Genomic DNA, 23,202 nt, shown 5'->3' with positions numbered 1-23,202 from the left:
TATGGCACGCGCCGGCAGGGTGCGCACGGCGCATCATGCGGTGGCGATGGCTCCTTCCGCGTAGCGCGCGAACCGGCAGCAGGAGAAGCACGGTGAAAAGCTTGCAGCCCACGCCGGCGAGGGTGTCGTGGACGCTCGCGGCGCTGGCCCTCGTGGCCGGCGTCCTGCTGAATCTCTTCGCGCCCCAGCCGTACATGGGGCTCCCGCTGCTGGCGGCCGCACCGCTCGTCGCCGGCGCCATGCTCTCCTTCCGCTCCGCGCTCGTCGTCCTGTGCATCACCTGTGTGGTCTCGGTGGCAGTGGATCTTGAGCTCGGACGTGCGGCGACGGCTCGGTATGTCGATCTGGCCGTGGTCGGCGTGGTCGGCGTGCTGGCGCTCGCGGTCAACCGGCTCCTGCTGCGCCAGGGCCGTGATCTCGCCATGGCCAGGGATGTCGCGGAAGCGGTCCAGCGGGCGGTGCTCCCGGATCCGCCGAGGGAGGTCGGGCCGCTGGCGGTGGCTGCCGGGTACACCACGGCGCAGGCCGAGGCGCGGATCGGCGGTGACCTGTACGCGGTGCAGGAGACGCCGTTCGGAGTGCGAATGATCATCGGGGATGTGCGGGGCAAGGGCATGGAGGCCGTCGCCGCCGTGTCCGTCGCGATCGGAGCGTTCCGTCAGGAGGCCGAGTACGCCCCCACCCTGACCGCGCTGGTCCAGCGGCTGGACGAGGCCATGGCCAGGGCAGCGGCCAGGAGCGGCCCGGTGACCTCCAACGAGGGCTTCACCACCGCGGTGCTGGCCGAGGTGTCCGCCGACGGCGGGGCGCTGAGCCTGGTCAACCGAGGGCATCCGCCGCCGTACCTGGTCCACGGCGGGCAGCTCGTACGGCTCGACCCGAGCCTCCCGCAGCTGCCGCTCGGCATGGGGCTGGGGGGCGCCGCTTTGGCCGGCTCCGCGCCCGTCGATGTGGTGCGCCTGCCCCTGGGCGCCTCCCTGTTGCTGGTCACCGACGGTGTCACCGAGGCCCGGGACGCACACGGCACCTTCTACGATCCGGTCTCCGCGCGCCGCATGGGCAGGCGGTTCACCGATCCGGATGCGCTGGTGGATGCCCTGACCAAGGACGTCGGCCGCTGGACCGGGGGCAACCACCGGGACGACATGGCCATCCTCGCCGTCACCCGGCGCCGTGTGCTCCCGCCCGCTGCCCTTGATCAGGCGGCGCCCCCACGCCGCCACCGGCCATGACACCGCCGCGCTCGCGGCCCCACTCCGCACCGGGCCGGCCATTGCGTCCGAACGGTGCCACGGACACCTGTGACACCGGCAACCAGCCTCACCCCAGGCCGAGTTGGCGTCCCCATGACGGAACGGCGCCGGCCATCCGGCGCCGGCCGTTTCCACTCTCCGCAGCTGCCGCGGCTGCCTCGACGAGCCGGCTCACCGAAGGATGCGGACGCCCGGAACCCGGGGGAGAGCCATGCTCGGCCCGGCCTCCGGAGGCCGGGCCCGGGAGCGCGCTCTACGCTGGGAGAGGAAGCCGACGACCGAGGTGCGGTGAGGCGGTGGAGGCCCGTGGCGGTACGGCACCGGCTGATCGAGCGCTCTCCCGAGGAGCTGTGGACGGTACTTGCCGACGGCTCCCGCTACGAGGAGTGGGTGGTCGGCACCGTGCACTCGCGGCCCGCGGCCGGCGACTGGCCCGAGGTCGACTCCATGATCGAGTACACCGTGCGGCTGGGGCCCTGGGACCTCACCGGCCGCACCGTCGTACGCCACAGCGAACCGCCGCATGCACTCGAGCTCGAGGTGGACAGCGGCCGGCTGGGCACCGCCCGGGTCGCCATCGAGGTGCGTCGCTGGGGCCCGGATTCCCTGGTCATCGTCGATGAGCACCCGCTGCGGGGGCCCGGCGGACGACTGCACAACGCGGGCGTCGACGTCCTGCTGCAGCTGCGCCACCGGAGCATGCTCAGCAGGCTGGCCGACGTGGCCGAGCGGACCCCGCGCGGCACACCGTGCGCGCCCCGGCCGTGGCGTCGGTGAGCCGCCGCACGGGGCGGCGGTCAGAGAACTGACGTGGCATCACCTGCATGTCCGGACGAGCACCCGGGGCTCAGGAGGGTGAGATCGGTCCGGTCGGCAGGGCGGCAAGCAGCAGCAGCGCGATGTCGTCCTGCCGGTCCGTCTCGTCCTGCCGGTGCTCCAGGAGGGTGTCGGCGAGGCGGTCCGGGCCCTGCGGCGGCGCGTCGTTGAGGCGCCGGGCGAGGTCGGCGACGGAGCGCTCCGGGTCGGCACCCGGCGTTTCGACCAGGCCATCGGTGTAGAGGGCCAGCACGGAATCCGGGGGCAGGGTGATCTCCGTGGCGGTGTACCGGGCTTCGGGCTCGACGCCCAGGAGCAGCCCCGGAGGGACGTGCAGCACCGTGGTGTGCCGGTCGGGGTGGCGGAGCAGGGGCGGGGGATGGCCGGCGTCGGCCAGGCACGCCCGCCGCGTCCGCAGGTCGATATGGACGTACAGACAGCTGGTGAACAGCTCCGGGTCCAGGTCGCTCAGCAGCCGGTTCGTGCGCGCGAGTACCTCGGCGGGGGAGGCACCGGCGGTGGCGTAGGCGCGTACGGCGGTGCGGGCCTGCCCCATGAAGGCGGCGGCGGCCGCATTGTGGCCCTGCACATCGCCGATGACGGCGGCGATGCTGTTCTCGTCGAGGCGGATCAGATCGTAGAAGTCGCCGCCGATGTCCATACCGCGGGTCGACGGCAGGTAGCGGGCGGCGACGGCGAACCCCGGTACCGAGGGCAGGCGGTGCGGCAGCAGGGCGGCCTGCAGATCGTGCGCCAGTTGCTGCTTGGTGTCGTACAGGCGGGCACGGTCGAGGGCCTGGGCGATCAGGCCCGCCAGCGAGGTGAGGACCTGGCGTTCCTCCTGGCTGAAGGTGCGGGGCCGGGTGTACGAGAGGATGCAGCAGCCCACCGGACGGCCGGACACGATCAGCGGCAGCACGGCCCGCGCCGCCTTGCCCGTCAGAAGCGGCAGCCCCGGGTAATCGCGTTCCATCTCCTCGGGGGTGGTGAAGAAGCTGGGTTCCCCGGTGGCGAGGGCGTGGACGGCGGGGCTGCCGGCGGCGCTGAGGGCGACACCTTCGAAGGCGGCGACGGCCTCGGCGGAGTAGCCGCGATGGCCGATGGTCAAGAGCCGGCCCGCCTCCGCCGCGTACATGATCACGCCCTGGGCCCCGAACGCCGGCACGATCTGGTCGGCGACGAGATCGACGACGTCCTGGGCCCCCACGGCCTCGGTGAGGGCGGCCGCGAGGTGCAGCACGTGGTAGATCTGGCCGGCCCGTGTGGGCATGACGTCGGTCGGTGTGGGATAGGGCTCCACCGGGCCGTAGTCCTTGCCCGAGGGGCTGATCCACACACTCAGGCCCCTGCCGTCCGGGAACAGCCGGAAGGCGAGCCACAGATTCGGTGGCCGGCAGGCGGTGAAGGACGTCGGCCGACGGCTGATCACCGCGGCGCGGTAGCGGTCCTCGAAGGCCGGGTCGCGCAGCCACGGCAGGGTCTCCCACGGGCGCGAGCCGATCAGCCGGGAGTCCTGCTCGCCGAGCAGTTCCACCGCGCCGGTCGTGACCAGGGTGATGCGTCCTTCCAGGTCGAGGGCGCAGCAGCCGCCGGGCAGCCGCTCCAGGTAGTCGACCGCCGCCAGCGCCTCGTCCGGGCCCACGGTCCGCGCCGGCGGCATGGACAGCACCCGCGGCGCATCGGAGGGGGGAGCGGAGCCATCGGGCCGGGGGCGCTCGTCGAGCAGCCCCGCCAAGCGCCCGCAGGCGACCTCCACCGCCCTGCGTTCGTCCGCCGACAGCAGCGGTGCGTGGCCGGCGGGCCACAGCAACAGCAGCGCGCCCCGGGGCGCGGTTCCGTCCCCGACCGGAGCCGCCGCCAGCGAGAAGTCGTAGGGCACGGCCACCGCGACGCGGGGGAAGTCACGGGCCAGCTGCTGCTGGCCGCCCGCCCACACCAGGCGCCGTTCGCGCGTCGCGACGGCGACCGGGATCGGCGCTGCCAGCGCCACCCGGCTCCAGGGCTCCAGGAAGGGCGCCGGTACCCCGCTCATGGTCGTCAGCTGCAGGACCGGCCCGTCGGCCGCCAGCACATAGAGCCCCGCGGCGGTCGCCCCGGTCTCCCGCATCGCGCGGAGCAGTGCCCGGCCCACCGGATCGGATCCGGTACCGCCGGTCATCGCACACCTTCACACAGCTGTCGTGCCATCGACACTCACTCCGGCGCGCCGGTTCTCCCCGTGCCGAGACCGTCATGGCGTCTCTCCCGGGACAGTGCTGACGTTACGCCGCCGACCGGGCCGGGGCACTCGTTACCGGGGCCGCCGATGCGGGCCTGGCCTGGCCGAACAGCCCAAGATGCGCTCAGCTCAGGCCACGTATCATGTAAGGGCGTCTCTTTGCAGTGGCGCGGGCAGCATGTCGCCTCCGATTCCGGAGAGAGAACATGGCCGCAGACGAAGAGGACGAGACCGGAGAAGTCCGGCGTCCGTCCAGTAAGAAGACCGCCAAAAAGACCGCCAGGAAATCCAGCAGCGTTCGGGCCGGCAGCCGCGAGAGCGAAAGCGAAACGGAGCGCGCGGCTCGCCGTGTTTCCGCGCCGCGCGCCATGCGGTACGCGGCCGAGCAGCTCAAGGAGCTGTTGGGCCGGTCGCCGGAGTCCGTCTCCGCCGTGAAGCCGACGGAGGACGGCTGGCAGGCGGACGTGGAGGTCCTGGAGCTGGAACGTGTCCCCGGGACCACCAGCGTGATGGCGACCTACCGGGTGGTGCTGGACAAGGAGGGCGAACTGGTGGCGTATGAGCGCACCCGCCGCTACACCCGAGGCCAGATCGACCGGCGTTGAGGCCCGGGTTGCCACGGCAGACCGTTCGCCAGGCGAACGACACGGCCACTCCGCACAGGCCGGAGTGAGCCGATGAAGGGAGGCACCGTGACTGTGGTGCCGCAAGGCGGAGGATCCGTCGCCACCGGCGGCGGAGTGGGCTCCGGAAATCTCTACGACATCCTCGACCTGATTCTGGACCGCGGGCTGGTCATCGACGTCTTCGTGCGCGTGTCGTTGGTGGGCATCGAAATACTCAAGATCGATGCCCGCATCGTCGTGGCAAGCGTCGACACCTACCTGCGCTTCGCCGAGGCCTGCAACCGCCTCGACCTGGAGGAGGGGCGCAAGGCGCCCTCCCAGCTGACGGACATCGTCGGCGAGGTCACCGAAGGCGGATCGCACGGCAAGGCCAAAGGTGCCCTGTCCGGCGCCGCGGAAGCGGTGACCGACGCCCTCAAGGGCGGCGGGGACGAGGAGCACGAGGAGAGGCACAAGGAGCCCGCCGAGCGGCGCGAGCGGCCGGCTCGCCGGCCGGCCCGGCGCCGAAAGGAATGAGCGATGTCCGTCTACGTCTACTCCATTGTCGCGACCACCCATCCACAACGACTCGACGGCCTGGACGGGGTGGGAAAGCCCCCGTCCACCCTGCGCACAGTACGGACCGAGGAGCTCTCCGCGGTCGTCAGCGACGCTCCCGAGGAGTTGCGTCCCAAACGCCGGGACCTCGCCGCCCACCAGGCCGTCCAGGAGCGGCTGATGGCCGACGGGTCGGTCCTGCCCCTGCAGTTCGGCTTCACGACCACCGACGACGAGGCGGTGCGGGAGGTGTTGGAGGAGCGTACGGAGGAGTTCGCCGAGCGGCTGGAGGCGCTGGCGGGCTGCGCCGAATACCACCTGAAGGCCGCCCAGGACGAGGACGCGATGCTGCGGCAGATCCTTCAGGAATCGGATGAGGCCCGTGCGCTCAACGAACAGATCAGAAGCGGCACCGGAAGCCCGGATCTGCCGCTCGCCCTCGGTGAACTGATCTCCAAGGAAGTGCAGGCACGGCAGGACCGGCTGGCCGGCGGAGTCCTCGATGCGCTGCGCGGGTTCGCCCGGGAGGAAAGCGGGTCCCAGCCGGCCGGGAACGACTTCCTGAGTGTGTCCTTCCTCGTGGAGCGGGACAACGAGAAGAGTTTCCTCGCCGCCGAGCAGGATCTCGCCAAGGAGCTGGGGGAGGACTTCGACCTCCGGCTGCTCGGCCCGCTCCCCGCCTACAGCTTCGTCTAGGGAGGTCTCATGGGCCTGTTGAGCCAACTCGCCACCTTTCCGCTGGCGCCGGTGCGCGGCGTGGCCTGGGTCATGGAACGCGCCCTGGAGGCCGCGGAGAACGAGTACTACGACCCCGAACCCGTCGAGCGGGAACTCGCCGAGCTGGAACGGGCGCTGCTGGCGGGAGAGATCGATGAGGAGACGTTCGACCGGCGCGAGGACGAACTCCTGGACCGGCTGGACGAGATCAGGGCCCATGTCCAGGGCACCGACACCTGACCGCGGCGGCCGGCGCGGCGGCGGGACGTGGACCCGCGCGCCCGTCGCCAGGCCGGGATATGAGGGAATCGAGGTGCAGCGGCCGTGAACGAACCCGTCGCCAGGAGGATGGGTGACTACCCGTCCAGGGCCGGCCCGTACAGCGGCCAGGGTTCCTCGGCCAATCTCGCCGACATCCTGGAGCGGGTCCTGGACAAGGGCATCGTCATCGCGGGCGACATCCAGATCAATCTGCTGGACATCGAACTGCTCACCATCAAGCTGCGCCTGCTGATCGCCTCGGTGGACAAGGCGAAGGAGATGGGCATCGACTGGTGGGAGCACGACCCGTCACTCTCCTCCCGCGCTGCCGACGGCCACCACTCGCTCGCGGAGGAGAACAAGCGGCTGCGCGCCGAGATCGCGGCCCTGCGCGAGGACACCGAGCTGTCCCCGGCCGAGGACGAGGAGGGAGCCGAGGAGTACGAGGAGGAAGGTGAGGACGAAGCCGAGGAGGAAGCCGGGGAGTACGAGGAGGAAGCCGAGGAGGAGGACCGTCCGGCCGCCACCCGCCGCCCCTCACGCCCCTCGCGCACGCCACGCGCCAAACGGGCCGGGCCCGGCCCCCGTAGCAAGCGGCGGGACGAGTCATGACCGAGGCCATCACCTACGCCTACGCCGTCGCGCAGGACGCCGACGGCTCCCTGGAGGAGGCGCTGACCGGACTGCCGGGGGTCGCGGACGGACCGGTGCATCTGGTGCGCGCAGGAGACCACGGCGAGGTGGTGGTCGCCGTGAGCCCCGTACCCGAGCAGGACTTCGAAGAGACCGCACTGCGCGCGCACTTGGAGGATCTGGACTGGCTGGAGTCGGTGGCCCGCGCCCACCACCGGGTGATCGAGGCGCTGGCCGCGCACACCACCGTCCTGCCGCTCCGTCTGGCGACGGTGTACCTCGACGACGAGCGGGTGCGGCAGATGCTCGACGCCCGCCAGGAGGCGTTCGGCGAGCGGCTGTCCGACCTGGCCGCGCACACGGAGTGGGGCGTCAAGATCTATGTCGAGGCGCCCGCCGCCACCGACCGGCCCGCCGAGCCGCCCGCGGACGCGGACCTGAGCCCCGGGCGGGCCTACCTCAGCCACCGCAAGGCGCAGCGGCACGCCCGTGAAGACGCCTACCGGGACGCCGAAGAGGTCGCCCGGCGCGTCGAGGACGCGGCCCGCGGCTATGCGGTCGACCGGGTCCAGCACCGGGTGCAGCAGGGCGAACTCGCCCGCGGCCCGGGGGAGAACGTCATCAACGACGCCTACCTCGTGCCGCTGGAGCACGGCGACGGCTTCCGCGCCGACGTCCTCCGGGCCGGCGAAGGGCTGCCCGGAGTACGCGTCGAGGTCACCGGGCCCTGGGCCCCGTACTCCTTCGCCACGCCCCCCGAAGCCGAAGCGCTGAAGCGAGCCGCCCCGTGAGGGCGGCGGGCGGGCCGCCGGCACAGGCGGACGAGCCCCTGCCGGACCGGCAGATCGCGCTGATCGACCTGCTGGACCGGCTGCTCAGCGGCGGCGTGGTCCTCACCGGAGACATCGTCCTCTCCATCGCCGACATCGACCTCGTACGTATCTCGCTGCGCGCGCTGATCGTCTCCATCAGCGAACAGAACCCCTCCCCGTGGCGCTCCACCGCACCCCTGGTACGGGACGACGATGACAGCCGGTGACCGCCGCCCCGGCAACCGCTTCGACGATGTCGCCGATGCGGCCGCCCGCGCCTTCCGGCTGCTGCCTCCGACACCGCAGGACGTCCAGCCCCCGGCCGGCCCGGGACCACGAAGGCCGGCCCACCGGGTCAGCGCCGACCCCGACACCGTGGAGCGGGACCTCATCAAGCTCGTCCTCACCCTCGTCGAGCTGCTGCGCCAGCTCATGGAACGCCAGGCCCTGCAGCGGGTCGACGCCGGAGATCTCACCGAGGAACAGGAGGAACGCCTGGGAGCGACGCTGATGATTCTCCACGACCGCATGGTCGAACTCTGCGCCCGCTACGACCTTTCGATGCAGGATCTGAACTTGGATCTCGGGCCGCTCGGGACGTTGCTGCCCCCTGCCGAATGAACCCGAAGGAGTACGCGATGAACATCGGTAAGAAGACCAGGAACATCGGCCATATCGTCGAGGGAAAGGCCAAGGAAACGACCGGGAAGGCCCTCGGCAACAAAAGCCTTCAGCGGAAAGGCAAGGCGGAACAGGCCATGGGAAGAATGCGGCAGGCAGTGGAAAAGGGTAAGGACACCTTCAAGCACTGACCGGCACGGCCCCGCCGCCGCACCGCGTGCGACGGCGGGGCCGGCGCCCCATGGGCCGGGGGGACACCCGGCAGCCGGTTCAGGGCTGGCGCCGCGCCTCGTCGACGGCCGCGCGGCCCGCCGCGAACTCCCCGTCGGCGGAGTCGGTGCTGAGCTTGCCGCCGGCGCTCTCCAGATGCGCCCGGACGAACCACTGGAACAGTTCCAGCGACCGCAGATGCTCGATGAGCAGGTCCTGGGTCACCGGATCGGTCACGTCGGTGGCGGCCACCGCCGCGCGATGGTCCTTGATGATCCCCGAGTAGACGACGTCCAGCGCCCCCAGGTGTTCGATCGCCTGTGCCCGTCCGACGGAGTAGTCCTCCCAGGCCCGCTCGGCGACCAGGGCCCCCGGCGTGCCCGTCGGCGAGCCGCCCAGCGTCGCGATGCGTTCCGCGGTGGCGTCGACCATGGAGCGGACGGCCTCGACCTGTGGGTCGAGCATTTCGTGGACGGCGATGAAGTGCGGACCCACGACGTTCCAGTGCACATGCTTGAGGGTGAGTGCCAGGTCATTGAGCGCATGCAGCCGTTGCCGCAGCCGTCCGATGACCTCTCCTCCTTCGTCCTCGGTCATGCCGGGAACGGTGTACTCGGGGGAATTGCTCGCAGCCACGGTGAACTCTCCTTTCACCACAGGTGGGCTCTTCCTGCGGTGAAATCCCGGGTGCCCGGTAACTCCGTCCGGAAACACGCGCCCGGCCCCCGCTTTCCGTCCGCAGCGGCCGCGGGCCGCACGGCTCTACGGGACGTCCTCAGCGCTGATTGAACCGGTCGGCCGCCCGGTCGTTGAGGGCGCCGAGCACGCTGCGCAGCCGCCGGGCCGGCGGCTGCTCCCCGGCCGCGACTGTCGACCCGTCGACGGTGCCGCGGGCGCCGTCGCGGGGCAGGACCCGGGAGAGCGCCGACACCAGCCGGGTGGTGGTCACCGGCGCCAGCCCGTGCGCCTTGGCACCGAGCCGGGCCGCCGGCGTCAGCACGATGCGTGGACGGCGCCGTTGCACCGCGGACACGATGCGCTCGGCCGCCCGCTCGGCGTTCATGGACAGCATCGGCGCCCCGGCCAGCGCCGAGAACCAGGCGTACTCCCGGCGCCGGTCCCCGCCGAAGAGGGCATGGAGATGCGACCCGGTGCGCATCAGGCCGGGGTGGACCGCCGTCACGGTGACGCCGTGCGCGCCCTCCTCCGCGTGCAGCCCGTCGGCCAGCGCGGCCACCGCGGACTTGGCGCAGGAGTACGGCAGCAGATGCGGCACCGCCAGCAGACCCCCGACGGACCCGATGAGGGCCAGTCTGCCGCCGGCCGGGCTGCGCCGGAGGTGGGGGAGCGCGGCGAACGCGGTGTTCAGCGCCCCGTTGAAGACGGAGTCCATCGCGTCCTGGAATCCGTCGGGGCCGAGTGCGTCCGCCGGACCGACCTGGATGATGCCGGCGTTGGCGATGACGATGTCCAGCCCGTCGTGGTCCCTGGCGATCTCCGAGAGGCGGTCCTGCACCGCGGCCCGGTCCCGCACATCGCACACCACACCGCGCACCGTGCCGCCGCGCCACTGGGCCAGCTTGCCGACGGCCCGGCCGAGTTCGGCCTCGTCGCGGGCCAGCAGCACGACATCACAGCCGCGCCGCAGCAGTTGACGGGCCAGGAGCAGCCCGAGCCCCCGCGAGCCGCCGGTGACCACAGCGGTGAGCCCTTCGATCGAGGGAGCGGCCGGAAGTACGCGCATGACGATCCCTTCCCTTGGACGCCGGTCGGCACAGGCGGGCAGGCGGTCCCGCGGACGACCTCAGGCGCCGATCACCTGCTGACTTCGACGCTAACGGGCGGCGGGGCGTGGCGTGAGGCGCGCATGAGCCGCTGAGCTGGGCATTCGCCCCCGGACCCGGCGGGACTCCCGGACAGCCAAGGGCGGGGGACGCCTACCGCGCCGGGCGTACCCGCCAAGGAGCGTTCGGCCAGTCAGGCGGCCCGGTGCCGCCGGAGGCCCCGAACGGCGCCGCGCGGCCCTCTCGATGAACCAGCAGCTGCGCCAGGACCACGGCCGCTGACCGGACCCGCGAAGGGGTCAGCCGGCGCCGGGCAGCCGTACGTGAACGGTGCCCTCGCCGTCCACGCTCACCTGGAAGGACGGCTGGGGAGCGGTGGCTGGGCCACGGACGTTCGCGCCGTCCGACAGCCGGAAGACGCTGCCGTGCCAGGGGCACACCACACAGCCGTCGGTGATCGTGCCCTCCGGCAGGGGCCCCGAGAGATGGCTGCACCGCCCGGCGAGGACATGGATGTGCCCGCCCGGTTGGCGGACCACCAGCAACGGGACCTCGCCCAGTTCCCGGCGCACCGCCTCGCCGACCGGGAAGTCCTCGACCCTGCCCACGGGGTGCCAGCCCTCGTCCAGCAGATGCGGCACCGGCTCCGCCTTGTTGGCGCCCGCGGCCTGCCGGTAGGCGAGGTGCCCGCCGAGCATCCCGCCGGTGCCGGCCGCGCACAGTCCCGCGAACCCGAGCACCTTGCCCCGCACCGTACGGCCGCGGCCGCGGTGCACCCAGGACCGGGTGTACAGCCCGACGGCCACGGCGATGGACGCCGCGTGCACCAGCCCCGTACGCATCTGGTCCTCGTGCTGCTCGGCCCAGTCCACCCAGCCGGCCCACGCGGCCGGCACGGCCGTGACGACACCCACCCCCACCAGGAGGCGGGCACCGCGCCGGGTCCCCGGGACGACGTCCAGCACCGCGGCGGACAGCCAGGCGCCCATCGGCACCTGCACCAGGGCCGGATGCAGCGGATGACCGATCGGCAGACCGTGCAGTACATCGCGGTAGCGCCCCAGGGGCAGGCCGCGCACCAGCCGCTGCAACGGACCGGCCAGCGCATCCAGCTTCTCCCAGCGGGCCGGCGCGTCGAGGGACGTCACCACGGCTTCCGCGGCGCGGGCGGCGGCCCCGGCAGCGGTTCCGCTGCCGCTCGCGAGCCCATATGTCCTCGCTCTCATTCCTCTTCCTCCTCGTCTTCCTCCTCCTCTTCACCGAGTTCGTCGTCGTCCTCGTACTCCTCCTCGGGCTCTTCCTCCTCCTCGTCCTCTTCGCCTTCGTCGTCGTAGCCCTCGGCTTCCTCGTCCTCCTCCTCGCCGTCGTAGTCCTCGGCGTCCTCGGCGTCTTGAGCCTCTTCTTCCTCCACGGCCTCTTCATGAGTCCGTACGACCTCGCCGTCGCGGATTTCCCCGCGCCAGCCCTCGGGCTCTTCGTCGGTGAGGGTGACGTAGCGCTGGAAGTGCTTGAAGTCCAGCCGCAGTCGGCGTCCCTGGGCCCGCCAGATATTTCCGGTCTTCTCGAAGAATCCCGAGGCGTAGTACTCGACGACCAGCACGATGCGGGTCAGGCTGGGCGCCAGTTCGTGAAAACTGACGGCACCCCGGGGCGATCCCTTGGCACCCTCGGACGTCCACACGATGCGCTCGTCCGGAATCTGTTCCTGAACGGTCGCCTTCCAGCCCCGGGTCGAGGGACCCACCTTGGCCTTCCAGTCACTGGTCGTCTCGTCGTGCAGCGACACATTGCGTACGCCCTTGGTGAAGCCGCTGAACTTCTCGTACTGCGTCCAGTGGTCGTAGGCGGTGCGCAGCGGCACCCCGACATCGAGCACCTCGATGATGTTGGTGACTTTCTGGTCCCCCGACTTGCGTTTCTTCCCGCCGCCGAAGGCATCCTTGGCCTTCCCCACCACGGTGTCCTTGACGTTCTCCGCCGTGCCCTTGACGGCGGCCTTGACGGGGGAGTCGCCGCCGAGGAGATTGCCCGCGATCTTGGACAGTGATCCGCCGTTTTCGGCGACGTCGGTGAGCTGGCCCGTCACATCCATGAGTTTGTCCCCGGCCCGTTCGGCCAGGTTGCCCACCCACTTCGTCGCATATTCCCCTAGTTCGTCACGCAGCCGGTCGAGTCCCGAGTCCGCGTTGTCCTGTCCCGTCTTGGCCATGACCGGTTACCTCCGCCGCTGGGTGCGCGATGATGTCTTCTTGGCGGCCTTCTTCGCCGCGGGTGCTGCCTTCTTGGCTGCGGCGGTCTTCTTCGCGGGAGCTTTCTTGGCGGCGGTCCGCCCGGCCGTCTTCTTGGCCGCGGTCTTCTTCGCCGCTGTCTTCTTCGCTGCCGTCTTCTTTGCCGCGGTTTCCTTGGCCGGGGCCGCCTTCTTGGCCGGGGCTTTCTTGGCGGTCTTCTTCGCCGCCGTGGTCTTCGCCGCGGTCTTCTTGGCTGCGGTCTTCTTTGCGGGCGCCGTCTTCTTCGCGGCCGTCCGTCCCGCGGCGGCCTTCTTCCCGGCGGACTTCTTGGCCGGTGGCTGCTGCGCGCGCTTCTTCGCCGGGGCTTCCCGCTTCGCCTCCGACGCGCGCCTGCGCGGCTCCGGCTTCGCAGCGGCCCGCGGGGTGCGCCGAGCCGGCCGCTCCTCGGGCTCCTCCTCCGGCTCCTCTTCTTCTTCCTCTTCCTCGTACTCCTCCTCGGGCTCTTCCTCGTCCTCGTCCTCCTCGTACTCGCCTTCGGGCCCCTCCTCCTCCGGCTCCTCTTCCTCGTCGTACGCGTACTCCCCCTCGTCCTCCTCTTCCTCGTCCTCCTCCGGTTCCAGCCCGATGCCATCGAGCTTGAGGGACCGGTCGTGGAGGGTGTCTGCGAGCGTCGTCAGACGACGGTTGGCGGCCGTCGTCAAGGCCTTCCGGCCGGCATCCATCACTTCTCCGCGCAGTTGGTCTCCCAGCTCCGCGACCTGGGGGATCTCATTGAGCTTGCGCATTCCCTGGGCCACGAGCTGGCGCGGTTCAAGCCCGAATTGACGCCCGGCGATATACGACGCCGCCGTCAGCGCGAACCGGCCCTTTTTTGTACGGCCCAGCACATAGCCGCCGGCTAGGGCGGCGGCCAGCAGAATTTTGGTTCCGTCATTCATGGGTACGTCACCTTTTCCCGGACATGCAGCCGATCGGCGTCTGTACAGGGGCCGCCACTGGGCGGCATACCTTTCAGCCCTACCTCCAGAGTGATCGCTGTCGTGACCTGCGCATCCCGAGCGGTCCGAAGGGCCCTGTGCGCTCACCCTGTGGAAGCGGCCGGTCCTGCTGCGTGGCGGGCGTACGCGGGCGCGGCACGTACGGCAACCGGCGGTGACGCCCCCTGGACGGGCGTGGGTACGGCCCGCCCTACGGGTCACATGCGCAGCAACGGAAGCCTCGCGCCTCCCGGCCACGGCGCGACAGCCCTCGGTGGGGCACCGCGCGGCAGCGGCAGCACGGCAGGTGTGCGGGAGCTGAGCAACGGCCCTACGCTCGGAATATGCCGGGAACACGCCGTGCACCGTCTCGTGTGGGAGTAGGGGGAGCGCGGCGTGTTCGCCGGCGCAGGCCGGCGGTCCGGCCGTCGGTCGTCGCGGCGGTGATGGCGCTGCTCGCCGCCTTCGTCGGAACTCCCGTCGCGGCGGCAGCCGATGACCCGGATCTGACGTCCTTCTACCAGCAGAAACTGTCCTGGGAACGGTGCGGACAGGACCTGCAGAGCGGTGCGCAGAGCGACGGTGCCGGTCAGCCGCCCGGCTTCCGGAAACGTCTGGAGTGCGCTCGGCTGGAGGTGCCGCGGGACTACGGCAACCCAGGGCGGAGCACGATGCAGGTCCAGCTGATCCGGCTGAAGGCGACCGGGCCCGGCAAACGGCTCGGCTCGCTGGTGCTCAACCCCGGAGGGCCGGGTGCTTCCGGCGTCAACTATCTGATCGACAGCGGGAGCTCCTTCGCCAAGCTGGGGCAGCGCTACGACATCGTCAGCTTCGATCCGCGCGGCACCGGCCATACCGAACCGGTCTCCTGTGGCAGCAAGCTCGCCCCGCCGCCCGGCTCGGGCGCCGACGACAGCCTCGCCGCGAAGGAGAAGCGCATCAACGAGGCCTGCGGCCGCTACTCCGGCGGGCTGCTGCGGTGGGTCGGCACCCAGGATGTGGCCCGGGACATGGACGTCCTGCGCGCCGCGGTCCGCAACGACAAGCTCAACTACCTGGGGTTCTCGTACGGCACCAAGCTCGGCGCTGTCTATGCCCACGAGTTCCCCCGTAAGGTCGGCCGGATGGTCCTGGACAGCGTCGAGGACCCGACCAAGAACGCCTGGCAGACCGCCCTGTCCCAGGCCCGGGGCTTCCAGCGGGCACTGGACGACTTCGCCGCCGACTGCACCCGTCAGGCGGACTGCCCGCTGGGCACCGACGAGGGCAAGGCGCAGGACCAACTGCGCCAGTGGTACCAGCAGTTGAGCGAGCAGCCGATGAAGGTGAAGGGGGAGACGGTGGATGAGACCAGCTATGTGTATGCCTTGCGCGAGGCCCTGTACAGCAGAAGCGACTGGCCGGCGCTGCGGCAGGCGCTGGCACAGCTGCGGCACGGCGGCGGCTCCGGGATCCTCCGCCTGAGCGACGCGCATGCGGGCAGCGCCGCCCACTCCGACAGCGTCCCGGCGCGGCGAATCGGCCAGGACGAGCTACCCCCGCAGGACCAGCTGGCCCTCCGGGCGATCTCCTGCCGGGACACCTCGGAGCGCTATGGCGCAGACGATTACCCCCGCGCGGAGCGTGAACTCACCGAGGCCTCCCCGCTCTTCGGCCCGGACATCGCGCCCACCCTGCTGGACTGCTACAACTGGCCCGCTGCGGGCGACGACGCCTCCCGCGATGTCGCGGCGCCCGACGCGCCGCCCCTTCTGCTCGTCGCGACCACCAACGATCCGGCCACCCCCTACCAGGGCGCGTTCAACATGGCCCGTGAGCTGCGCAACTCCAGCGTCGTGCTGACCTACCGCGGTGAGGGGCATGCCGCCTACACCACCGGTGACCCCTGCGTACGGCGCCATGTCGACGCCTTCCTGCTGAGCGGCACCCTGCCCAAGCCCCATACTTCCTGCGGCTGACGGCCGGACCCGCGGCGGAGCGCAGCCCCCACACGGGGGACTACTTGTAGTAGCGGGTGTCCTCGACATCGACGACGGGGGCACCGGGGGACGGTGGCTGGGTACGCCGCCGCTTCAGGATGCTCACATATGTGGCGAGGCCGATGACGCCGACGATCATCATGATGATCCCCACCAGGTCGACATTGATCCCGGCCACATGCCAGTCGACCGCGAACGTGAGGATCGCTCCCACCGCGAGCAGACCGATGCACCCACCGATACCCATGGTGTCAGCCTCCCTAACTGTCCGGGCAGCGAGCCCTGTTGAGGGGTCGCGTACCCGAGGGCGGCCGCCTTATGTGTGAATGCGGGGCAGGGCCCGGGGCCCCGGACGGGGTTCAGCCGGCCCGCCGCCCACCCCTGCTCGCGGTCTTCGTCGCCGCGGGCGTCTTCTTCGCCCCGGTCTTCTTCGCCCCGGTCTTCTTGGCGGCGGTCTTCGTGGCGGTGGACTTCTTCGCTGCCGCTTTCTTCGCTGCCGTCTTCTTCGCGGTGCTCTTCTTCGCGGTGCGGCCGGACCCGGCGCCCTCGGCGTCCTCGTCCTCGCCGCGGGACTTCTTGGCCGCGCGGACACTGTCCTGAAGGGCCGCCATCAGGTCCATCACCTGCCCGGTCGGCTGCTCCTCACCGGCCGGGAACTCCGGCTTGCGATGCGCCAGCTTCGCCGCCACGATCTCTTCGAGCGCCTCACGGTAGTGATCGTGCACATCGGCCTCCGACAGTTCGCCGAAGGAGTCCATGAGTGTCTCGGCGGCCGCCACCTCGGCGGGGGCGACCTCCGCCCGGCGCTCGGGCAGCACCCCGTCCATCGGGCGGATCTGGTGTGGCCACAGCAGCACCTGCATGACCAGCGCGCCCTCCATGGGGCGGATCATGGCGAGCGTCTCCCGCCCGTGCAGCGCGATCTTGCCGAGCCCGACGCGCTGATGCCGCTCCATCGCCTCGCGCAGCAGCACGTAGGGCTTGGCCGCGGCGGGGCTGTCGATACCCAGGTAGTAGCCCTTGCCCATCTGCAGCGGGTCGATGTCACCGCCGGCCACGAAGGCCAGGATCGTCAGCGTCTTCGCGGTCGGCAGCGGCAGCGCGTCCAGATCGTCGTCGCTCAGCGGTACGACGGTGTCGCCGTCGTCGGGCCGGTAGCCCCGGCCGATCTCGTCCGGGGTGACCTCGACGCCTTCCAGCGAGCACACCGGCTGATTGCGCACCCGGCCGCCGTCCGCCGTATGGATCCGCACAAAGCTGACCGACGTGGAGCTGTCCGTGGCGTTGTACGCGGCGACCGGGATCGTGACCAGGCCGAAGCTGATGGAGAACTTCGCCGTGGGGCGCATGGGGGCCGCCTTCATCGGAGCCATTCGGCACCATGGTAGGCGGGGCGGACGGAGGGTACATCCCGGGCGATTACGGGTGTGCCAATCGGGTGGCGGCGGTCCCGGTGCGCCCTCGGCGCGGTGCTCGGGTGCCGTCCGCCCGCCCGGCTGTTCCCGCCCGCTCAGGAGGCCGCGGCGGTGACCCGGCCGGCCCGGACCGCCTCCATGAGCGTCTGGTGATCGAGCTCGTTGCGGTCCGCGTAGCGCTCCGCGAACCGCGCCAGCGCCTCGTCGAAGGCCGTGCTCCTGCCGAGGTAGGCGCCGATCGCGATCCGGTCGCCGGACCTGGCGTGCGCGCGGGCCAGGGTGGCCCCGCAGCGCACGGCGAACCGCCGCATGCCCGCCGGCACCATCACATCCGTGGGCAAGATGCCCTTCCAGTCACGCAACTGGCGTACATAGAAATCGCGCTGGCGCCCGTCGATGCCGGTGGTCCGCTCCCAGCCGAGGAAGATGTCGCCGGCGGCCTGCATCAGCCGCTGGCCGGCCACGACGCGTTCGCCCTGGTTGGTGTAGGGGCCCTGTCCGGCGTAAGGGGCGAGCGCGGACTCATCGGCCTCCTTGGCCTGCAGCAGGAGCGGGTCGTCCGTGTCCTTGCCGAGCAGCAGCACGATCCAGCAGCGGGTGCCCACACTGCCGACCCCGACGACCTTGCGCGCCATGTCGACGACCCGGTACTGCTCCAGCAGCCGGCGATGGTCCGAACGCAGCGTGCGTCCGTATCTCTGGACCAGCTGCCGGATCTGGTCCTCCAGCTGGTCACGCTCGGCGTCCGGCAGCAGATCGTCCAGCGGCACGATCAACGGCGGATCGGCGGCGATCCGCACCCGGCCGCCGCGGCTCCGGGTCAGCTTGCGATACGCCTGCATGGTGTCGCGCGTACGGGCTTCCTCGATGGTGCGGGACAGCCGCGCACGGCCCCTGCTGTCCAGCTGCTGCGCCTCCTCGGCCGCCACATCGGTCATATCGGCATGGGCGTACCAGACGTCCAGGGTGCGCATGTCCGCGTAGCGGCGCATCTGCTCGCGGTAGGACGCACAGACGGCCCGGACGATGTCGGCCCGTACCTTCCCGGGGAGACCGTTCCCGCGCCCCGCGATGGCGAAGCTGGCCGCCAGCCGCTTGACGTCCCACTCCCACGGACCGGCCAGGGTCTCGTCGAAGTCGTTGATGTCGAACATCAGATGGCGCTCGGGGGAGGCCAGCAGCCGGAAGTTCAGCAGATGGGCGTCCCCGCACAGCTGGGTCCGCAGCCCCGTGGACGGCGTCGTGGCCAGGTCCGCCGCCATGATGGCGGCGGCGCCGCGGTAGAAGCGGAACGGTGACTCCAGCATCCGACCGTAGCGAAGGGGCACCAACTCCGGTACGCGGAGGGCCGACTGCCGCTCGATGATGTCCACCGGATCGTCACGGCCGGCCGTGGGGCTGAACTCCGCATGACGGGAGCGGGGCACTTCGGAGCGAAGTGCCCTGCCCTGTTCCGCGCGTTCCTGCGGGGTGAGTCCAGAGGTCATGGCCGGGGCCGGGGAGGGTGTTCAGGTCACCGGGTGGCCGGGGCGTGATGGTTGTCCGTACACAGCGCCCACATGATGAAGATGTTGATGGCGACCAGCACGATGGCCCAGAACGGGTAGTGGGGGATCCACAGGAAGTTTGCCAGCGCACCGAAGCCCGCCAGGATGACACCGACCGTCCGCGCCCACAGCGCACCGGTGGCCATGAGTGCGATACCCGCGAGGAAGATGACGATGCCCAGGATGAGATGGATCCAGCCCCAGCCCGTGAGGCTGAAGGAGAATACGTAGTTCCGTGAGGTGACGAAGAGGTGGTCCTGGGCGATGGCGGAGATGCCCTCCAGGAACGTCATTGCGCCACCGAAGATCATCAGAACTGCGGCGAAAGCTGTCCAACCGCCTACGCTGTGCTTCTGAGTGGCCATGGGTCACTCCTCACTTGAGAAACCTGGCCGTCCGAACTGGACCTGCCGACCGTCGTGCAGTGCATTCCACGTTTGCACACGTACCGGTCAGCCGCATGTCAAGGACGTTCGAAGGCCTGGAGCACCCCGGCCACCGCGAAGCCCAGCGCTCCGGTGAGGGTCCCCCAGTTGGCGATGCCGACGCTGACCAGGCTGCCGGTCTCCGGGCGGGTGAAAGCGGCCAGCGCGGCCACCATGAAGAGCACGGAACCGAGCTGATTGACCGCGACGATCCACCAGCCGAGGCTGCGCCGGTGCAGGCACAGCGGGCGATGGCAGACCTCGACGATCGCCAGCTGCCCCGAGATCAGGAACAGCAGACAGCCGATCATGTCGGGCGCCCAGATCAGCCGGTTCATCTGCCGGGTCGTGAGCCCCTGCAGAAACGAATCCAGCAGATTGATGCCGAACACCAGCGTCCCCGCGAACAGCACGAAGGTACTGAGCCAGTCGATCCGGCCCGGTTCATAGCTCCACCACCGGAAGTGGTGCGTGGTCAGTGAACCCGCCGTGCTCTCCCGGCGCGGAGCGTTGATGGTCTGGACGAGTGAGGCATAGCCGCCCAGGGTGAAGAGTGCGCCGCCGATGAAGTAGATGGTGGCGGTCACGGTGGAGCTCACCGAGCTGAACTGGGCGAGCGCCGCACCGACGGCGAACAGCGTCCCGCCGACGGTGAAGGAGACCGCGGCGATGCCGTTGAGCCTGCGCAGACGGTTCAGCGTCGCGGTGTCGGCACGCCGGGCGCTGCTCTCGGTGGCCCCGGCGGGCCGCACCGCGAGCGTCCCGCGCTTGCGTGCCGCCCGCGACTCCCATACGGCGGTCTCGCCCGCTTCGAGGCGCCAGGTCAGCCGGGTGGTGAACGGTCCCGCGCCTTCGGCGCGCTCCTCGGTGATCCCCACCCGCCGAGCCTAACGATCCCGTACGGGAATGCCGGTAGCGCCGCCTCGTCAGATCCTCGCGGTGTTCCCCCGCTGCTCCGCCGCGCGCTGGGCGGCGAGCCGGACGGTGGCGTTCCGGGCGCCGTACCCCCGGTAGCCGCCGGTGCGTTGGACGATCTCGAAGAAGACCCGGCCGACGGTGGCGGTGTAGCAGTGCCAGAACTCGCCGTCTTCGTCGCGGTCGTAGAGAATCCCCAGCTCCCGCAGGGCCGCCAGGGTGCGGGGGTCCAGGTCGTGGCGGGCTTCGAGGTCGTCGTAGTAGTTGTCGGAGAGGGGCAGCAGGGCGGCGCCGGCCGCACGTACCCGGCGGACGGTGGCGACGATGTCGTCCGTGGCGAAGGCGATGTGCTGCGGCCGGGCCCCCTGGTCCCCGGGGCCCGGTGCCACATTGAGGGCGATCCGCAGCCCGCCGTCGGCGCCGGCCACGGCGCGGCTGCGGAACAGCCCGTAGGGATCGGCCAGCTCCAGGCTCTCGTCCGGCCGCAGGCCCAGCACGCTCCGGTAGAAGAGGCACGCCGAGTCGAAGTGGTGCCAGGGCTGGGTCAGGGCCACATGGTCGATATGGGAGAGGCCCGCCGCCGCCCCGGGCGGGCCGGGGGCGGCGGCGAAGTCGTCCGTCCAGTCGGCGTGGTCGCGCTGTGCCGTACGGCAGAAGAACAGCTCGGTCCCGTCGGGCGCGGCCACCGCGTCCAGCGGTACGTCCTGCCCTCTGAGCTGGCGCGGGACGACGGGTGCGAGCAGCGACTCGGCGCGCCGCACGGCCGCGCCGGGCTCCGGTGTCTCCAGGCCGAGGGCGACCAGCCCGGGTCCCTCCCTGCGGTCGGCACCGGCGGCGTTGAGCAGGATGCGGGCCGTGCCCTGCTGCCACAGCTCCACGGGCTTGCCGGTGTGCCGGCCGGTGCGGGCGAAGCCGAGGGCACCGAGCAGGCCGCGCAGCGGCTCGGGGTCGGCGGCGGCCAGTTCGGCGAAGGCGAAGCCGCTCGGTACGACCGGGGCGGGCAGCGCACCGGTCTGCGCCGCTTCCTCCAGGCTGAGCAGGGAGCGCAGCGCGTCGACCGCGGTCCGGCCGGCGTCCGCCTGCCGGAAGACGTCGTTGAACACCTCCAGCGACAGCGGCCCCGTATACCCGGCGCGGACGGCATGCCGCACCAGGCCCGCGACATCGAAGCCGCCCTGGCCGGGGAAGCAGCGGTAGTGGCGGCTCCACTGCAGCACATCCATCGCCATCAGCGGAGCGTCGGCGAGCTGGAGGAAGAAGAGCTTGTCACCGGGGATCTCCTCGATGCCCCGGGGGTCGCCGCCGTGGGAGAGGATGTGGAAGCTGTCCAGGCACAGGCCCAGCGCGGGGTGGTCGGCCTCCTTGACGATGCGCCAGGCATGGTCGTACGTATCCACGTGCCGGCCCCAGGCGAGCGCCTCGTAGGCGATCCGGATGCCGTGTGCCGCGGCGCGCTCGGCGAGCCGGCGCAGCTGGGCGGCGGCGAGCGCATCGTCGTCGGCCGCCCGGGGCGAGACGCTGGAGCAGACCAGCATCAGGTCGGCGCCCAGCCGTTCCATCAGGGCGAACTTGTGCTCCGCGCGCCGCAGATTGCCCGCGAGCAGGCCCTCGGGCACCGCCTCGAAGTCGCGGAAGGGCTGGTACAGCTCGATGGTGAGCCCCAGGTCGGCGGTGCGTGAGCGTACTTCCTCGGGACTGAGGGGACCGGCGATCAGATCGTTCTCGAAGATCTCCACCCCGTCGAAACCGGCGGCGGCGATGGCGGTGAGCTTCTCGGAGAGCGAGCCGCTCAACGAGACCGTGGCGATGGATTTACGCATGGGGGGCGTCCTCACAGGCGGGGGCGACAAGGGCGGCGAGGTCGTCGAGCATCCGCTCGGGGTGCGGCTCACGGCCGGTGAACAGCCGGAAGGCGTCCGCGGCCTGGAAGACCGCCATACCGCCGCCGTCCAGCGTCCGGCACCCCAAGTCCCTTGCAGCGAGCAGCAGTTCGGTGTCCAGCGGGCGGTAGACGACCTCCGCCACCCACAGCCCGGGGTGCAACAGGCGGGCCGGCAACGGCAGTCCGGGGTGGGCGGCCATCCCCGTGGGTGTCGCATGCACCAGGCCGTCGGCGTCCGCCAGCGCGCCGGGCAGTCCCGCCCTCGTCGCCGTGGCGGCGCGGCCGCCGCCGAACCTGCGGTTCAGCGCGTCGGCGAGGCCGCTCGCGCGGGCCGGGTCGCGGTCGGCCACGGTGAGCCGGTCCACGCCCAGGGCCAGCAGCGCATGGGCGACGGCCGCACCGGCTCCGCCGGCGCCGAGCTGGACGACCCGGTCCGCCGCGGCGCCGGGCAGCCCCCGGCTGAAGGACTGGGCGAAGCCGGTGACATCGGTGTTGTGGCCGATGGTCATCCCGTCGCGGAAGACGACGGTGTTGACCGCGCCGAGGGCCGCGGCCTCCGGCGCCAGCTCATCGAGGTGCTCGATCACCAGCTGCTTGCAGGGGTGGGTGATGTTGAGACCGTCGAAACCGAGGGTGCGGGCGGCGCTGATCAGCTCGCCGACCGATTCCGGCCCGCCGCCCAGGACGTCGATGTCGAGGGTGCGGTAGAGCAGCCGCAGACCGTGCCGGTCGGCCTCGCGCTGGTGCAGCTCCGGGCTGAGCGAGGGGCCGATGCCGGATCCGACCAGCCCGGTGAGGTAGGCGGACGTCGTCACCGGGGTCATCGGCTCCCTTCCAGCAGACGGGCGAGGTGGGCCAGCGCGAGCGCATAGCCGTGCGCACCCGCACCGCAGATCACGGCATCGGCGACACCGGACACATAGGAGAAGTGCCGGAACTCCTCGCGCCGGTGAATGTTCGACAGATGCACCTCGACGATGGGGACGTCCGCCGCGGCCAGCGCATCGCGCAGGGCGACGGAGGAGTGGCTGTAGCCGGCCGGATTGATCACGATCCCGCGGTGCGCGGTCCGTGCCTCCTGCACGGCGTCGATGAGGACGCCCTCGTGGTTGCTCTGCCGTACGTCGGCCGCCAGCCCGTGGTCGGCGGCGGTGCGGTGGCACAGCGCCTCGATGTCGGCCAGGGTGTCGGGTCCGTAGATCTCGGGTTCGCGGAGTCCGAGCAGATTGAGGTTCGGCCCGTTGAGGACCAGGACGGGGGCCGCGAGCGTCCCGTCGGTGGCGGGGTTCGGCATGTTTCTCTCCCGTGCAGAGATGCGTGGAGCATCCAGACTAATGTACGAACTG

At 71.1% G+C, this 23,202-nt stretch carries 26 protein-coding genes; 12 read left to right on the top strand and 14 right to left on the bottom strand.

Annotation, left to right across the window (positions count from 1 at the left end):
• Positions 1-92 precede the first annotated feature (92 nt).
• Entirely contained in the window at positions 93-1,232 is a 1,140-nt protein-coding gene (locus tag ACWGI6_RS11010) for a PP2C family protein-serine/threonine phosphatase (protein ID WP_453267206.1), read from the top strand.
• A 327-nt stretch (positions 1,233-1,559) separates the two neighbouring features.
• Entirely contained in the window at positions 1,560-2,030 is a 471-nt protein-coding gene (locus tag ACWGI6_RS11005; protein WP_453267205.1) for an SRPBCC family protein, read from the top strand.
• Positions 2,031-2,100: 70 nt separating this feature from the next.
• Here ACWGI6_RS11005 and ACWGI6_RS11000 read toward each other — a convergent pair whose 3' ends face one another.
• Positions 2,101-4,227 (bottom strand): SpoIIE family protein phosphatase, encoded by a 2,127-nt coding sequence (locus ACWGI6_RS11000; RefSeq protein ID WP_453267204.1) that lies wholly within the window; start codon positions 4,225-4,227, stop codon positions 2,101-2,103.
• A gap of 266 nt (positions 4,228-4,493) precedes the next feature.
• Between ACWGI6_RS11000 and ACWGI6_RS10995 the strand changes: the two genes are divergently transcribed.
• From ACWGI6_RS10995 to ACWGI6_RS10955, 9 genes are all read left to right on the top strand, one after another.
• Positions 4,494-4,892, top strand: coding sequence for a gas vesicle protein GvpO (locus tag ACWGI6_RS10995; RefSeq protein ID WP_453267203.1), 399 nt, complete (start codon positions 4,494-4,496; stop codon positions 4,890-4,892).
• 87 nt (positions 4,893-4,979) lie between these two features.
• Positions 4,980-5,429, top strand: a complete 450-nt coding sequence (locus ACWGI6_RS10990; protein WP_453267202.1) for a gas vesicle structural protein GvpA — start codon at positions 4,980-4,982, stop codon at positions 5,427-5,429.
• Positions 5,430-5,432: 3 nt separating this feature from the next.
• Entirely contained in the window at positions 5,433-6,146 is a 714-nt protein-coding gene (locus tag ACWGI6_RS10985; RefSeq protein WP_453267201.1) for a GvpL/GvpF family gas vesicle protein, read from the top strand.
• 9 nt (positions 6,147-6,155) lie between these two features.
• Positions 6,156-6,407: a gas vesicle protein GvpG gene (locus tag ACWGI6_RS10980; RefSeq protein WP_453267200.1), complete on the top strand. Its 252-nt coding sequence runs from the start codon at positions 6,156-6,158 to the stop codon at positions 6,405-6,407.
• Positions 6,408-6,515: 108 nt separating this feature from the next.
• Positions 6,516-7,040, top strand: coding sequence for a gas vesicle protein (locus ACWGI6_RS10975; RefSeq protein ID WP_453267291.1), 525 nt, complete (start codon positions 6,516-6,518; stop codon positions 7,038-7,040).
• The gene (locus ACWGI6_RS10970) at positions 7,037-7,852 is read left to right on the top strand and encodes a GvpL/GvpF family gas vesicle protein (protein ID WP_453267199.1); all 816 of its coding nucleotides are present in this window, start codon (positions 7,037-7,039) and stop codon (positions 7,850-7,852) included. The genes ACWGI6_RS10975 and ACWGI6_RS10970 overlap by 4 nt, the downstream gene beginning before the upstream one ends.
• Positions 7,849-8,100 carry a gas vesicle protein gene (locus ACWGI6_RS10965; protein ID WP_453267198.1) on the top strand — a complete coding sequence of 84 codons (252 nt, stop codon included), beginning with the start codon at positions 7,849-7,851 and terminating at the stop codon, positions 8,098-8,100. Before ACWGI6_RS10970 ends, ACWGI6_RS10965 begins: the two co-directional genes overlap by 4 nt.
• Positions 8,087-8,494 (top strand): gas vesicle protein K, encoded by a 408-nt coding sequence (locus tag ACWGI6_RS10960; protein ID WP_453267197.1) that lies wholly within the window; start codon positions 8,087-8,089, stop codon positions 8,492-8,494. The genes ACWGI6_RS10965 and ACWGI6_RS10960 overlap by 14 nt, the downstream gene beginning before the upstream one ends.
• Before the next feature lie 17 nt (positions 8,495-8,511).
• Positions 8,512-8,685: a CsbD family protein gene (locus ACWGI6_RS10955; RefSeq protein ID WP_453267196.1), complete on the top strand. Its 174-nt coding sequence runs from the start codon at positions 8,512-8,514 to the stop codon at positions 8,683-8,685.
• A 79-nt stretch (positions 8,686-8,764) separates the two neighbouring features.
• Here ACWGI6_RS10955 and ACWGI6_RS10950 read toward each other — a convergent pair whose 3' ends face one another.
• The 5 genes from ACWGI6_RS10950 to ACWGI6_RS10930 all read right to left on the bottom strand — a co-directional run bounded on the left by ACWGI6_RS10950 (position 8,765) and on the right by ACWGI6_RS10930 (position 13,654).
• Positions 8,765-9,301, bottom strand: a complete 537-nt coding sequence (locus tag ACWGI6_RS10950) for a Dps family protein (protein WP_453267290.1) — start codon at positions 9,299-9,301, stop codon at positions 8,765-8,767.
• 178 nt (positions 9,302-9,479) lie between these two features.
• On the bottom strand, positions 9,480-10,448 hold the full coding sequence (locus ACWGI6_RS10945) for an SDR family NAD(P)-dependent oxidoreductase (protein WP_453267195.1): 969 nt from the start codon (positions 10,446-10,448) through the stop codon (positions 9,480-9,482).
• 339 nt (positions 10,449-10,787) lie between these two features.
• Positions 10,788-11,714 carry a Rieske 2Fe-2S domain-containing protein gene (locus tag ACWGI6_RS10940; protein WP_453267194.1) on the bottom strand — a complete coding sequence of 309 codons (927 nt, stop codon included), beginning with the start codon at positions 11,712-11,714 and terminating at the stop codon, positions 10,788-10,790.
• Positions 11,711-12,697 (bottom strand): SRPBCC family protein, encoded by a 987-nt coding sequence (locus ACWGI6_RS10935; RefSeq protein ID WP_453267193.1) that lies wholly within the window; start codon positions 12,695-12,697, stop codon positions 11,711-11,713. The genes ACWGI6_RS10940 and ACWGI6_RS10935 overlap by 4 nt, the downstream gene beginning before the upstream one ends.
• A gap of 6 nt (positions 12,698-12,703) precedes the next feature.
• Positions 12,704-13,654 (bottom strand): histone protein, encoded by a 951-nt coding sequence (locus ACWGI6_RS10930; protein WP_453267192.1) that lies wholly within the window; start codon positions 13,652-13,654, stop codon positions 12,704-12,706.
• Between the two features lie 413 nt (positions 13,655-14,067).
• Here ACWGI6_RS10930 and ACWGI6_RS10925 point away from each other — a divergent pair, with 413 nt between their 5' ends.
• Complete coding sequence (locus ACWGI6_RS10925; RefSeq protein WP_453267191.1) at positions 14,068-15,651, top strand: alpha/beta hydrolase; 1,584 nt, start codon at positions 14,068-14,070, stop codon at positions 15,649-15,651.
• A 40-nt stretch (positions 15,652-15,691) separates the two neighbouring features.
• Here the strand turns inward: ACWGI6_RS10925 and ACWGI6_RS10920 are convergent, their stop codons facing one another.
• From ACWGI6_RS10920 to aroQ, 8 genes are all read right to left on the bottom strand, one after another.
• Complete coding sequence (locus ACWGI6_RS10920) at positions 15,692-15,919, bottom strand: DUF6458 family protein (protein WP_453267190.1); 228 nt, start codon at positions 15,917-15,919, stop codon at positions 15,692-15,694.
• A 112-nt stretch (positions 15,920-16,031) separates the two neighbouring features.
• Positions 16,032-17,021: a non-homologous end joining protein Ku gene (ku, locus tag ACWGI6_RS10915; protein ID WP_453267289.1), complete on the bottom strand. Its 990-nt coding sequence runs from the start codon at positions 17,019-17,021 to the stop codon at positions 16,032-16,034.
• A gap of 161 nt (positions 17,022-17,182) precedes the next feature.
• Entirely contained in the window at positions 17,183-18,574 is a 1,392-nt protein-coding gene (locus ACWGI6_RS10910; protein ID WP_453267189.1) for a DUF2252 domain-containing protein, read from the bottom strand.
• A 26-nt stretch (positions 18,575-18,600) separates the two neighbouring features.
• On the bottom strand, positions 18,601-18,999 hold the full coding sequence (locus ACWGI6_RS10905; protein WP_393908004.1) for a DUF7144 family membrane protein: 399 nt from the start codon (positions 18,997-18,999) through the stop codon (positions 18,601-18,603).
• A gap of 98 nt (positions 19,000-19,097) precedes the next feature.
• Positions 19,098-19,937: a hypothetical protein gene (locus tag ACWGI6_RS10900; RefSeq protein ID WP_453267188.1), complete on the bottom strand. Its 840-nt coding sequence runs from the start codon at positions 19,935-19,937 to the stop codon at positions 19,098-19,100.
• A gap of 48 nt (positions 19,938-19,985) precedes the next feature.
• The gene (locus ACWGI6_RS10895) at positions 19,986-21,794 is read right to left on the bottom strand and encodes a bifunctional sugar phosphate isomerase/epimerase/4-hydroxyphenylpyruvate dioxygenase family protein (protein WP_453267187.1); all 1,809 of its coding nucleotides are present in this window, start codon (positions 21,792-21,794) and stop codon (positions 19,986-19,988) included.
• Positions 21,787-22,680: a shikimate dehydrogenase gene (locus ACWGI6_RS10890; protein ID WP_453267186.1), complete on the bottom strand. Its 894-nt coding sequence runs from the start codon at positions 22,678-22,680 to the stop codon at positions 21,787-21,789. Before ACWGI6_RS10890 ends, ACWGI6_RS10895 begins: the two co-directional genes overlap by 8 nt.
• Positions 22,677-23,150 (bottom strand): type II 3-dehydroquinate dehydratase, encoded by a 474-nt coding sequence (aroQ, locus tag ACWGI6_RS10885; protein ID WP_453267185.1) that lies wholly within the window; start codon positions 23,148-23,150, stop codon positions 22,677-22,679. The genes ACWGI6_RS10890 and aroQ overlap by 4 nt, the downstream gene beginning before the upstream one ends.
• Positions 23,151-23,202: the final 52 nt, after the last annotated feature.

The sequence above is a fragment of the Streptomyces sp. NPDC054786 genome, assembly GCF_053611685.1.
This window is presented reverse-complemented; position numbering and strand designations above follow the sequence as displayed.

Coding starts and splice junctions, on each gene's coding strand:
- aroQ (WP_453267185.1), bottom strand. CDS start 23,150: ATGCCGAACCCCGCCACCGACGGGACGCTCGCGGCCCCCGTCCTGGTC.
- ACWGI6_RS10920 (WP_453267190.1), bottom strand. CDS start 15,919: ATGGGTATCGGTGGGTGCATCGGTCTGCTCGCGGTGGGAGCGATCCTC.
- ACWGI6_RS10935 (WP_453267193.1), bottom strand. CDS start 12,697: ATGGCCAAGACGGGACAGGACAACGCGGACTCGGGACTCGACCGGCTG.
- ACWGI6_RS10895 (WP_453267187.1), bottom strand. CDS start 21,794: ATGCGTAAATCCATCGCCACGGTCTCGTTGAGCGGCTCGCTCTCCGAG.
- ACWGI6_RS10995 (WP_453267203.1), top strand. CDS start 4,494: ATGGCCGCAGACGAAGAGGACGAGACCGGAGAAGTCCGGCGTCCGTCC.
- ACWGI6_RS10890 (WP_453267186.1), bottom strand. CDS start 22,680: ATGACCCCGGTGACGACGTCCGCCTACCTCACCGGGCTGGTCGGATCC.
- ACWGI6_RS10950 (WP_453267290.1), bottom strand. CDS start 9,301: ATGACCGAGGACGAAGGAGGAGAGGTCATCGGACGGCTGCGGCAACGG.
- ACWGI6_RS10980 (WP_453267200.1), top strand. CDS start 6,156: ATGGGCCTGTTGAGCCAACTCGCCACCTTTCCGCTGGCGCCGGTGCGC.
- ACWGI6_RS10960 (WP_453267197.1), top strand. CDS start 8,087: ATGACAGCCGGTGACCGCCGCCCCGGCAACCGCTTCGACGATGTCGCC.
- ACWGI6_RS10985 (WP_453267201.1), top strand. CDS start 5,433: ATGTCCGTCTACGTCTACTCCATTGTCGCGACCACCCATCCACAACGA.
- ACWGI6_RS10905 (WP_393908004.1), bottom strand. CDS start 18,999: ATGGCCACTCAGAAGCACAGCGTAGGCGGTTGGACAGCTTTCGCCGCA.
- ACWGI6_RS10975 (WP_453267291.1), top strand. CDS start 6,516: ATGGGTGACTACCCGTCCAGGGCCGGCCCGTACAGCGGCCAGGGTTCC.
- ACWGI6_RS10955 (WP_453267196.1), top strand. CDS start 8,512: ATGAACATCGGTAAGAAGACCAGGAACATCGGCCATATCGTCGAGGGA.
- ACWGI6_RS10945 (WP_453267195.1), bottom strand. CDS start 10,448: ATGCGCGTACTTCCGGCCGCTCCCTCGATCGAAGGGCTCACCGCTGTG.
- ACWGI6_RS11000 (WP_453267204.1), bottom strand. CDS start 4,227: ATGACCGGCGGTACCGGATCCGATCCGGTGGGCCGGGCACTGCTCCGC.
- ACWGI6_RS10940 (WP_453267194.1), bottom strand. CDS start 11,714: ATGAGAGCGAGGACATATGGGCTCGCGAGCGGCAGCGGAACCGCTGCC.
- ACWGI6_RS10910 (WP_453267189.1), bottom strand. CDS start 18,574: ATGACCTCTGGACTCACCCCGCAGGAACGCGCGGAACAGGGCAGGGCA.
- ACWGI6_RS10970 (WP_453267199.1), top strand. CDS start 7,037: ATGACCGAGGCCATCACCTACGCCTACGCCGTCGCGCAGGACGCCGAC.
- ku (WP_453267289.1), bottom strand. CDS start 17,021: ATGCGCCCCACGGCGAAGTTCTCCATCAGCTTCGGCCTGGTCACGATC.
- ACWGI6_RS10930 (WP_453267192.1), bottom strand. CDS start 13,654: ATGAATGACGGAACCAAAATTCTGCTGGCCGCCGCCCTAGCCGGCGGC.